The sequence below is a fragment of the Phormidium tenue FACHB-1050 genome (assembly GCF_014696925.1).
Lineage (GTDB): Bacteria > Cyanobacteriota > Cyanobacteriia > Pseudanabaenales > Pseudanabaenaceae > Pseudanabaena.
Genome location: NZ_JACJQY010000048.1, coordinates 31042 through 41282, shown reverse-complemented (window position 1 = coordinate 41282; position 10241 = coordinate 31042). Strand labels below are relative to the sequence as shown.

Here is a 10241-nt window from a genome sequence, read left to right as displayed (position 1 = left end):
TTTTGCCTCGTCTGTTAGGTCTTTTAGGTTGGGTAGTTCCTTCATTTCTTTAATTTATCAGCTTTTGCCTTTTTGTCAATTTTCCTACGTTGAGCAATTACGAAAAAAGATTCGATGACATCACAATACACAACTCAAATGAACTAGAAGATCTCAAAACCCTGTTAAATTCTTTTAGAAATCGTCAGACTGAAGATTCATTTCGTATAGATTCACTAGAAGTTAAATCAGATAATTTAATGCAAAGGCTTATTTTATTGGAAGAATCTATATGTGACGACATAGAAGAAGGTTTTTCTAATATTAAAGTTCTATCAGATAAGCTTATTGATATATCGAAAAATCTAGAAGAATTACAAAATCCATCAGTAGATTTTAATCAAAATCTAGAACATTGGTTGATTGAGTTAAACAGTAAAATAAATCTTAAGTCTCCAAATACTACTTTAGTAGTTGGTCGTAAAGGATCAAAAAAGATTTTATATGAGGCATTAGAGCTTTGCCGTAATCAACTTATCTTAGTTTGTCCTTGGCTTTGCGAAACAGTTATAAATAGCAAAATGATGCATAAGATGCAATTACTTCTGCAAAAAAATGTAACTATTTCTATAGGATGGGGATATCCAGAAGATGAAGTTTCCAAACAGAAAATCCGTAATCGATCAATTACTAGAAATGATTTTATTGCTAATAGTGCCCGATGGAAATATAGCGCAATTTCAAGTTTAGAAAAATTTGAGAAAGGCTATCCTGACCAATTTAAACTTACACAACCAAGGGGAACGCATGAGAAATATTTAGTATGTGATCATCAATTTGCAATGATTACTAGCCATAACTTTTTAACTTCTGGTGATTCTGATCCTATATTAGAAGTTGGAATTCGCACTACAGAAACTCATATCATCGAAAAACTAATACAATTATTTGAGAATCCAATCTACTAGGAAAAAATTTAATATAACCCAACACGATCAAGATTTACAATTGTTGGATCGCTGTTTGATGTTGGGGGAGTAGGCGATCGGGTTTTGGGTGATGACGGGGCGATCAGTTATAATTATGATTAATCAAGTAAGTTATATTGACTGCTATGACTAACGCATTACAATACATCTGTGATTCAGAAGGACAAACAGTTTCTGTAGTTGTCCCCATTGCCTTCTGGCAAGAACTAATGGCAGAAAGAGAAACAGCATATTTACTTAGCAGTCCAGCAATGAAAGAAAGACTGCTTAAAGCCAGAAAACGACAAGATGGAATCTCTTTGGAATCTGCCTGTGAAAAACTTGGAATTTGATGCAGATGCTTTTGAGGACTTAGCTTGGTGGGTTGAAAATGATCGTAAAAAAGCTTTAAAAATCATCAAACTGATTCGTGAAGTCCAACGTAATCCATTTGAAGGAACAGGACAACCCGAAGCTCTAAAACACGATCTATCTGGTTGCTGGTCACGCCGTATCGATCAAGAACATCGTCTAGTTTATGAAGTTTTAGACGATAAAATCAGAATTCTCGCATGCCGCTTCCACTACTAAATTATTGTTGGTTGATATGGGAAATAGACGATCTCATTTATGGGTGATGAGTGGCGATCGCTGTTTGATTTGAGGGAATAGGCGATTGGTTTTTGTGAATGGTGAAGGGGCGATCGCTGTTTGATGTTGAGGAAATAGGCGATCAGGTTTTGTGGGCGTTGAGGAGGCGATCGCTATCCAACAAAGTATCAGAGGTATGCTAGAAATGTAATCGTAGACTATAAACCTTACTAAGACTTATGGATACTCATCAAGAAACCGAATATGTTCTGAGTAACCCGCGCTTAATGCAGCAGATCAGGCAGTTCAAGCATAATTCTAAAAAATCGAACCCTAACCAAGCAAATCTATCTCTCGATTTCGACTATATCCTAAAAAATCCAGAACTAATTACACAAATTCAATTACTAATCGAAACCCACAAACAGAAGCATCATACGCTCAGTCGTATTTCATGAAGACACCCTGCAAACATACGAATATTTGAGAGAAACAAATAAACCCATTCACAAAAAACTATTCAATATTCTCAAAGAAATGCAAAAAGGCGATCCCACTCAAGGAACTGGAAAACCTGAAGCATTGAAGTAAGAATTAGCTGGATATTATTCTCGACGCATATCTGACAAAGATCGGCTAGTTTATAGCTTTGATGACGAAAATATATACATCATCGCTATTGGTGGACATTACGACGCATAGACTAAACAGTAATTGCGATCGCTGTTTGATGAGGGGAATTTGCGATCGGGTTTACGGGTGGTGAGGAACAATCGCTGTTTGGTTTGAGGAAATGGGCGATAGATATTTATGAACAATCAAAGAAATTGCGATCGCAAAAAAAGATCAGTCATCATTAAATTAGATCTGAATTAAGTGCTTTGACAACAATGATCGAGCTAAAAAATCTCTTGATTTGGGGTTGATCGCAAAATTGGTTTTACTCTTGTTGTAACTCTTGGAGTACTTTTTGATATTTCTCTAAACGCTGAAAATCTCTTTCTGTAGGATTAGCAATCCGACTGATATCCATATTGTGAGTCACGTCAGCAATCTTGACTTTTCGAGCGATCGCATTAGACTTTACCCGCAAAATATAAACCTCATAAGGCTCACCCTCAAGTTTAGTAATCGCCGCGATCGCATCGGTAATAAATTCAGGAAAACCTTGCTCAACTAAATCCTCAATTTTTAGATCAGAATCCTCGATCGCATCATGCAAAACTGCCACGATTTTACTTTCGAGCGTATCCATCTGTGCCATCACCGTTAAGGGATGTAAAATGTAGGGCTTTCCTGCCTTATCCAGTTGTCCTGCATGGGCTTGATTGGCGATCGCGATCGCTAAAGCCAAAAGAGTTTCAGAGTCTTTCATAATGACGAATACAAGTTAGGGCAATCGCTAATTGATCGGCACATTTCTGAATTACCTCAACATCATCAAGGCTCAAAGCATTTGCCTTACACCAACGCATCGCCAATATACCCAAAATCTGTTCACGGAAAGTAATTGCGATCGCCAAATTAGTTTTGCATGGTTGATCTGAATCGGCTTGTTGGTCAGGTGCTAGAGAAATTTGAGATTTTTTCGAGGCGATCGCCATCTGCACTAAAGGATCGGTAGCCAAATCCCAAAGATAATCACCGCATATAGCTTGAGTGTCGCTCAAAGCATCTTGCTCAACCAACTGTAAGATCACCCCATCTGCACCAAAATTTTGCCAAAATGCATTAGCTAAAGGCAGCATACATCCAGATATCTGTTTCGATTTTTGGGCGATCGCCACAATTACAGACAACAGAGCATTCTGGGCTTGCGATCGGCTTAGCTCATCAGAACGTTGCTTCAGTAAGTCATAGGTATGGGTCGCCTCTGACACAACCAACTTCAATTGGTCTGGCTCCCAAGGCTTCGTAATGTATTTATGAACCTGCCCCGAATTGATCGCATCAATCAAATCTGTAATATCTGTATATCCTGTCAGCACAATCCGCACCGTATCAGGAAAATCGGAAACAGTGCGGCTGAGAAACTCGGTTCCATTCATTTCAGGCATTCGCTGATCAGAAATGATGGCGGCCATCTCCCCTTCATTCTCCAGAATCTCTAACGCCTTGATTCCACTGTCTGCTCGAAATACCGTAAATTCTCTGCGAAAGGTGCGATATAGCAAATCAAGGTTATCTTGCTCATCATCTACGACCAAAAGCTTTGGCTTTTTGGGATTTGTTTTATTTGGTTCAATAACAGAAAACAAAGAAGAAGTCATGAGCAAAAGTAGGTTGAATACCGACTGTAAGTATAGCAATGCTATCAAAATATAAGGGGCGCAATGCGCCCCTTATATTTTGTATTTTTTGTAAAAAGCTTTGCTTTTAACCCAAGAATTGTTGCTGCATAGCTTTGCTTAGCCACAACAATTCTTGTTTTTTTAATGTTTAAGCTTTAACAGCTTGACGGCTAACTTGCTTCAATTCGCCCTTAGCATACTTACCAACAAAATCATAAACACTAACTTGCTTGATCTTGCTAGCTTGACCAGCAGATTCAAACTGAACATAGCGATCGGCACATACTTTTTGCATGTACTTGATCGAAGGCTTCAAGAAGTGACGTGGATCGAATTCCTTAGGATTCTTAAACAATGCTTCACGTACAGCCGCAGTAATGGCAAGACGACAATCAGTGTCGATATTGACCTTACGCACACCGCACTTGATTCCCTTTTGAATTTCTTCAACAGGTACACCGTAGGTTTCAGGAATTGCGCCACCAAACTCATTGATCATGGCAAGTAGATCTTCAGGAACTGAAGAAGAACCATGCATAACAAGGTGGGTATTAGGCAAGCGATTATGAATTTCTTCGATACGGCTGATGGCAAGAATTTCGCCAGTAGGCTTGCGAGTAAACTTATAAGCACCGTGGCTAGTACCGATCGCTACTGCAAGAGCATCAACCTGAGTACGCTCAACGAAGTCAGCAGCTTCGTCAGGATCGGTAAGAAGTTGTGAATGATCCAACGCACCTTCAAATCCATGTCCATCTTCAGCTTCACCCTTACCAGTTTCAAGGGAACCTAAGCAACCTAGTTCGCCTTCGACGCTTGCACCAAAAGCATGGGCAACTTCGACAACTTTAGAAGTTACTTCTACGTTGTATTCGTAGCTAGCAGGTGTCTTAGCATCAGCTTCCAATGAGCCATCCATCATCACACTGGTAAAGCCATTTTGAATTGCCGAGAAGCAAGTTGCAGGGGCATTACCGTGATCTTGGTGCATCACGATGGGGAGATGAGGATAGGTTTCGGCTGCTGCCAAAATCAAGTGACGTAGAAAATTTTCGCCCGCGTAATTGCGTGCGCCACGGGAAGCTTGTAGGATCACAGGGCTGTTGGTCTCATTAGCAGCCTGCATGATCGACTGGATTTGCTCCATGTTGTTTACATTAAATGCAGGGATGCCATATCCGTTTTCAGCTGCATGATCGAGCAGCAGGCGCATTGGTACTAAAGCCATATTTAAATTCTCTCCTAGACTAAATCGAGCTTGTTTCGATTATTAACAATCTTAAATCATTTTGAAGAATTATATCTAACTAAAAAAGGGCGCTTCGCGCCCTTTTTTAGTTAGATGTTTTTTTCGCTCAGTTCGCGAGTCATATAGTCAAAAGGTGCTGCAAGCCAATCAGCACTTTCACCCACTAAATCAAAAACCAGTTGCTTGAGGATCTGAATACCTTGGACAGTTGGTCCAATGGGTACACCCAGAGAGCTATACGTGTCACGCAAGCCTTGTAATACTCTTTCATCGAGAACATCATTGTTGCCTGCAACAAGAGCATAGGAGGCATAACGCAAATAGTAATCTAAATCACGCAAGCAAGCTGCAAAACGACGAGTTGTGTAAGCGTTACCACCTGGACGGATTAGATCAGGGACTTCTTCAAATAACTGAGATCCAGCCTTACGCACAAGTGAAGCAGCGTTTGCTGTGATTGCCGCAGAGGCAGCTAAACGGGCTGTGCCAGTGGCAAAATAGGATTTGAGGGTATCCATGGCATCGCGGTCAAAATATTTACCAGTTGCATCATAAGAACCGATCAGGCTGGTAATTGCATCCTGCATGTTGTTTTCTCCGTTAATTTGTCTTTAATAAATGTATCGGTAACGTATTTGTAAAGTTTGTAAACTATATATAACTTAAACTTGGCAACCTATCCTTTGGACAGTTACCGAAATTATTTTACTGTGCTTTCAGCGCCTTACCAAGTCTTACTCTATATAAATGCCACATTGGGCGTTCTTTACGATTGCTAGGACATAAAACCTAGTAAAGAAGAAGCGGCGCAAAGTGCTGCGTCTTCTTTATTAGATTTTGATTTTTCAGCGATCGCACTATAGAAAAAGTCGGAAGTAGGTCGCTGCGATGTAAGCTTAGATACTATGCTTAGATATTAAGCGCAAAAAAAGCTCAAATACAAAGATTAAATATTGGGGTTTGTCTAAAACCCTTGCAAGCAATTTATAAAGAAATGTCTGGAAGTAAAGTTGATGTAGGGCTAGGTCTATGAAGTGGGTTACTAGTCTTTCGACAAAAATATCTTTAGAAGCTGCGGTACAGGATCTGTCACAGCAAATATTTGCTTTACTTGGCGATCGATCGCTTGATTTAGGCTTTTTGTTTGTTTCCACTGCTTTTGCTAGTGACTATCCGCGTTTGTTACCTTTGCTAGCGGAAAAATTGCCGATCCAAAAATTAATTGGTTGCTCGGGTGGGGGAATCGTCGGTAATGGTCAAGAGTTTGAAGATAAACCTGCGATCGCTTTACTAGTGGGACACTTACCTAATGCAGAGGCAAAGGTATTTCACCTTGACGATCATCTGTTGCCAGATCTTGATAGTCCTCCTGATCGTTGGGAAAAGTTAACGGATGTTGACCCCGCAGTTTCACCTAGCTTTGTGTTGGTGGGTGATCCATTTTCATTTCCGATTAATGACTTAATCCAAGGGCTAGATTTCGCTTATCCCAATGCCGTCAAGGTTGGGGGCTTAGCAAGTAGTGGTGGCATGGGTGCAAACGCCTTGTTTTGCTTCCATAAAGCGGGTACATATAAGCTTTATCGCACGGGCTTGTTAGGGGTGGCTCTATGGGGAGATGTGACTATTGATCCTGTAGTCGCGCAGGGTTGCCGCCCCATTGGCAAAATATTGCAGGTTTCTGAATGTGAACGCAATTTAATATTAGGCTTGGAAGGAAAGCCACCTTTAACCTTATTGCAAGATACTGTGGGCGATTTAAACCCAAGCGATCGCGAATTGGCTCAGCATTCACTATTTATTGGGGTGGTGATGAATGAGTTTAAGGCAAACCCATCACAGGGCGATTTCTTAATTCGCAATATTATTGGTGTTGATCCGCGATCTGGGGCGATCGCCGTTGGCGATCGGATGCGTCCTGGGCAGAGAATCCAACTACATTTACGTGATGGCAAAGCCTCCGCTGAAGATCTAGAGGAAGCTTTGATCAATTACACCAATCAGTTGAGGTTGGAGGCTCCTAATATTTCTCCTACCGCAGCTTTAATGTTTTCTTGCATGGGACGTGGCGAGAGGCTATATGACAAACCAAACTTTGACTCGGAGATTCTGCAAAAACATCTTGGCTTAATTCCCTTTGGCGGATTTTTCTGCTCTGGTGAAATTGGTCCCGTCGGAGGTACGACATTTTTACATGGTTATACTTCAGTGTTTGGCATCCTGAGACCAAAAAATCAGTAAAAGCTGAGATTAACTCTGGTACAATCACTCTAAAATTTCCACTACTTCTCCATAGTTTTGAAGGTATAGGATCAGAAGTATGCAGCTAAGCAATGTCAAAAAGTTACGTTCAATCAAGTTTATTACCAACCTATATAATCTTCTATTCAAACCACTAAAAGCAGAAAAGGGAGACTACGATTATCTAAGATGGAATGGATTGATTGACTTAATGTGGAAAATGGGAGGGAGTTCAACCCGCGCATTTTTAACCAAAAAATTTCTCAGTAGTTCGCCGCACTATCTTTACCCTCAAAACAAGTTCTATTTTCTTCCTGGAGAATACGAAGAATTACTCTCCCAACTTCGCATTTCCCGTGCTGAAATTGCTAATGATGTCTTAGCGAAATTGATCCAGCCTGATGACGAGGTACTAGAATTTGGCTGTGGACATGGCTTAATTGTTGGTGCAGTGGGTAAATTTTGTAAACGCGCGATCGGAGTGGATGTCAGTCAAGCGATCATCAGAGTTGCGGAAGAACTCAATCGTGATGTTAAAAATGTTTCATATATTAGAAGTTCAGGGCTAGATCTAAAAATCATTCCTGATCAATCACTAACTTTCGTTTATTCGATTGAATGTATTCAGCATATTGAGAAAGTTCATGCCGTAACATTCTTTCACGAGTTTTATCGTATTCTCAAGCCAAATGGCAGGGCCTTAATCCAGTTTCCAGACTTGACTCGCCCAAACGAACTTGATGCATGGATGGAAGGTACTTGGAAAGTCCAATCAGAGCGCCCTTATTCTGAACTAACCATGATGAGGATTCGATATTACACGCCTGAAGAAATTAAAATTTTGCTAACCCGTATTGGTTTTAGTGATGTAGTTTTTCTAGACTATAGTCTCAATCCTGTGGAGCGCTCTTCTATATACTTTTTAGCTACTCGCTAAACCCAAAACAAAACCCAAAACAAAAAAGGCGGCGCAATGCACCGCCTTTTTTATTACTGGCTAATTACAGTTTGTTTATTGAAAGCAAATTGGTTAAGAATGCGATCGCAGATTTGACCACTAGATAAACCAAGAGAATTAAATGACTGCTCTGGCGAAGCATGTTCAACGAGAATATCGGGAACTCCGATACGGTAAACAGGGGCTAGCACATTTGCATCATTCAACGCTTCTAGAACAGCGCTACCAAAACCGCCCATCAGGCAACCTTCTTCAAGGGTGACCACCTTACCAATTTTTTGAGCAAGGGGCAGGATTAGCTCTGTATCTAGGGGTTTTGCAAATCTGGCATTAACGACCGTGGCGCTAATACCATGCTCATTCAGAAGTTCTGCAACCTGTAGCGAAGGATAAACCATGGAGCCATAGGCGAGTAACAAAACATCCTTACCTTCGCGCAATACTTCGGCTTTGCCGATTGGTAATGGCTCGATGTCCTCATCTTGCAATGGTGCGCCTACACCGTTACCACGAGGATAACGCATGGCACTCGGGCCATTGTGAGTTAAACCAGTGACAATCATGTTCTGCATTTCGGCTTCATCCTTAGGAGCCATCAGCACCATGTTGGGAATACAGCGCAGATAGGCGATGTCATACATCCCTTGGTGAGTAGGTCCATCGGCTCCGACAATACCTGCGCGATCAAGACAGAGAAAAACAGGTAGGTCTTGGATACAAATATCGTGGATGATCTGGTCAAAACCGCGTTGCAAGAAGGTGGAATAAATTGCGGCTACAGGGCGCATTCCTTCACAAGCCATACCTGCGGCGACGGTGAGCGCGTGCTGTTCGGCAATACCAACATCGATAAATTGATTGGGCAATGCGGCTTGGAATTTGTCTAAACCTGTACCTGTAGACATGGCGGCAGTAATGGCTACGATGCGCTTGTCATGCTCAGCAAGTTTGATCAGCGTATCGGCAAAAACTTTGGAGTAGCTAGGAGGTTTGGGTTTGCTAGAAGTGGATGGCTTCGCCTTGCCTGTAGCGAGGTCAAAGGAGTTTTGGGCGTGATAGCCAACGCGATCAGCTTCAGCATAGCTATAGCCTTTACCCTTGGTAGTACTAACATGAACCATCACGGGCCCAGTGAGCGTATGCGCCATCTTGAAAGTGTCGATTAACTCTTTGAGATTGTGTCCATCGACGGGACCAATGTAAGTAAAGCCGAGTTCTTCAAATACGGCTCCTACTTTGTTTTGCACCATGGTCACAATCTTGAGATTGTCCTTGATGCGCTCAATCTCAGGACTGATTTGTTCGCCAACAAAGGGAATATTGCGAATTTGTCCTTCGAGATTGTTAGTGATGAATTTCATCGGTGGGCTGAGGCGCATTTTATTCAGGTACTTAGGAATTGCGCCGACATTTGCCGAAATTGACATTTCATTGTCATTGAGGACAACTAATAAATTAGTTTTGGGAAGATGTCCTGCATGGTTAATTGCTTCAAGAGCCATGCCACCTGTCAAGGAGCCATCACCGATGATTGCTACAGTCTTGTAATTTTCGCCTTGCAAATCACGGGCGATCGCCATCCCCAGAGCCGCCGAAATACTGGTCGAAGCATGTCCTGCACCGAAATGATCAAATTCACTTTCACGACGATTGAGATAACCTGCAATCCCATCCTTTTGACGCAAGGTATGGAAATTTTTATAACGTCCTGTGATCAGTTTATGGGGATAGGCTTGATGTCCCACATCCCATACAACTTTATCGCGATCTAAATCGAGAGTTTGATATAAAGCGAGAGTTAGCTCGACTACGCCTAGCCCAGGACCAAGATGTCCACCTGTGGCGGCGATCGTTTCTAAATGTTTTTGCCGAATTTCCTTTGCTATAGACTCCAATTGCGAAATCGTTAGACCATGCAATTGATTGGGGTGAGTAACATCACTTAACCGCATATGTATTTTTTT

The 10241-nt window shown here is 41.5% G+C and carries 12 protein-coding genes and 1 pseudogene; 7 read left to right on the top strand and 6 right to left on the bottom strand.

Going from position 1 to position 10241, the window contains the following annotated elements:
- The first annotated feature begins 89 nt into the window (after positions 1 to 89).
- The 5 genes and pseudogenes from H6G05_RS21285 to H6G05_RS25900 all read left to right on the top strand — a co-directional run bounded on the left by H6G05_RS21285 (position 90) and on the right by H6G05_RS25900 (position 2240).
- Positions 90 to 947, top strand: coding sequence for a phospholipase D-like domain-containing protein (locus H6G05_RS21285; RefSeq protein ID WP_190581281.1), 858 nt, complete (start codon positions 90 to 92; stop codon positions 945 to 947).
- 146 nt (positions 948 to 1093) lie between these two features.
- Positions 1094 to 1300 (top strand): prevent-host-death protein, encoded by a 207-nt coding sequence (locus H6G05_RS21280; RefSeq protein WP_142656252.1) that lies wholly within the window; start codon positions 1094 to 1096, stop codon positions 1298 to 1300.
- Positions 1257 to 1538, top strand: coding sequence for a Txe/YoeB family addiction module toxin (locus H6G05_RS21275; protein ID WP_190581279.1), 282 nt, complete (start codon positions 1257 to 1259; stop codon positions 1536 to 1538). Before H6G05_RS21280 ends, H6G05_RS21275 begins: the two co-directional genes overlap by 44 nt.
- A gap of 239 nt (positions 1539 to 1777) precedes the next feature.
- Positions 1778 to 1996 carry a hypothetical protein gene (locus tag H6G05_RS21270; protein ID WP_190581277.1) on the top strand — a complete coding sequence of 73 codons (219 nt, stop codon included), beginning with the start codon at positions 1778 to 1780 and terminating at the stop codon, positions 1994 to 1996.
- A gap of 25 nt (positions 1997 to 2021) precedes the next feature.
- Positions 2022 to 2240 (top strand): annotated as a pseudogene (locus tag H6G05_RS25900) (Txe/YoeB family addiction module toxin).
- Here the strand turns inward: H6G05_RS25900 and H6G05_RS25685 are convergent.
- From H6G05_RS25685 to apcB, 5 genes are all read right to left on the bottom strand, one after another.
- Positions 2228 to 2356, bottom strand: a complete 129-nt coding sequence (locus H6G05_RS25685; RefSeq protein ID WP_277874778.1) for a hypothetical protein — start codon at positions 2354 to 2356, stop codon at positions 2228 to 2230. The pseudogene H6G05_RS25900 and the gene H6G05_RS25685 overlap by 13 nt on opposite strands.
- Positions 2357 to 2478: 122 nt before the next feature.
- Complete coding sequence (locus tag H6G05_RS21260; protein WP_190581275.1) at positions 2479 to 2913, bottom strand: HD domain-containing protein; 435 nt, start codon at positions 2911 to 2913, stop codon at positions 2479 to 2481.
- On the bottom strand, positions 2900 to 3808 hold the full coding sequence (locus tag H6G05_RS21255) for a response regulator (RefSeq protein WP_190581273.1): 909 nt from the start codon (positions 3806 to 3808) through the stop codon (positions 2900 to 2902). The genes H6G05_RS21260 and H6G05_RS21255 overlap by 14 nt, the downstream gene beginning before the upstream one ends.
- Before the next feature lie 169 nt (positions 3809 to 3977).
- On the bottom strand, positions 3978 to 5057 hold the full coding sequence (gene fba / locus H6G05_RS21250) for a class II fructose-bisphosphate aldolase (RefSeq protein WP_190581271.1): 1080 nt from the start codon (positions 5055 to 5057) through the stop codon (positions 3978 to 3980).
- A gap of 110 nt (positions 5058 to 5167) precedes the next feature.
- Positions 5168 to 5665, bottom strand: coding sequence for an allophycocyanin subunit beta (gene apcB, locus H6G05_RS21245; protein ID WP_190581269.1), 498 nt, complete (start codon positions 5663 to 5665; stop codon positions 5168 to 5170).
- 442 nt (positions 5666 to 6107) lie between these two features.
- Here apcB and H6G05_RS21240 point away from each other — a divergent pair, with 442 nt between their 5' ends.
- Positions 6108 to 7319, top strand: coding sequence for an FIST signal transduction protein (locus tag H6G05_RS21240; RefSeq protein ID WP_190581267.1), 1212 nt, complete (start codon positions 6108 to 6110; stop codon positions 7317 to 7319).
- Between the two features lie 79 nt (positions 7320 to 7398).
- Positions 7399 to 8256 carry a class I SAM-dependent methyltransferase gene (locus tag H6G05_RS21235; protein WP_190581265.1) on the top strand — a complete coding sequence of 286 codons (858 nt, stop codon included), beginning with the start codon at positions 7399 to 7401 and terminating at the stop codon, positions 8254 to 8256.
- 53 nt (positions 8257 to 8309) lie between these two features.
- Here H6G05_RS21235 and dxs read toward each other — a convergent pair whose 3' ends face one another.
- The gene (gene dxs / locus H6G05_RS21230) at positions 8310 to 10229 is read right to left on the bottom strand and encodes a 1-deoxy-D-xylulose-5-phosphate synthase (protein WP_190581264.1); all 1920 of its coding nucleotides are present in this window, start codon (positions 10227 to 10229) and stop codon (positions 8310 to 8312) included.
- Positions 10230 to 10241 lie beyond the last annotated feature (12 nt).

Excerpts from the sequence above, each read along its gene's own strand:
- H6G05_RS21255 (WP_190581273.1), bottom strand. The coding sequence starts at position 3,808 with ATGACTTCTTCTTTGTTTTCTGTTATTGAACCAAATAAAACAAATCCC.
- H6G05_RS21280 (WP_142656252.1), top strand. The coding sequence starts at position 1,094 with ATGACTAACGCATTACAATACATCTGTGATTCAGAAGGACAAACAGTT.
- H6G05_RS21270 (WP_190581277.1), top strand. The coding sequence starts at position 1,778 with ATGGATACTCATCAAGAAACCGAATATGTTCTGAGTAACCCGCGCTTA.
- H6G05_RS21240 (WP_190581267.1), top strand. The coding sequence starts at position 6,108 with ATGAAGTGGGTTACTAGTCTTTCGACAAAAATATCTTTAGAAGCTGCG.
- apcB (WP_190581269.1), bottom strand. The coding sequence starts at position 5,665 with ATGCAGGATGCAATTACCAGCCTGATCGGTTCTTATGATGCAACTGGT.
- dxs (WP_190581264.1), bottom strand. The coding sequence starts at position 10,229 with ATGCGGTTAAGTGATGTTACTCACCCCAATCAATTGCATGGTCTAACG.
- H6G05_RS21260 (WP_190581275.1), bottom strand. The coding sequence starts at position 2,913 with ATGAAAGACTCTGAAACTCTTTTGGCTTTAGCGATCGCGATCGCCAAT.
- H6G05_RS21275 (WP_190581279.1), top strand. The coding sequence starts at position 1,257 with ATGGAATCTCTTTGGAATCTGCCTGTGAAAAACTTGGAATTTGATGCA.
- H6G05_RS21235 (WP_190581265.1), top strand. The coding sequence starts at position 7,399 with ATGCAGCTAAGCAATGTCAAAAAGTTACGTTCAATCAAGTTTATTACC.
- fba (WP_190581271.1), bottom strand. The coding sequence starts at position 5,057 with ATGGCTTTAGTACCAATGCGCCTGCTGCTCGATCATGCAGCTGAAAAC.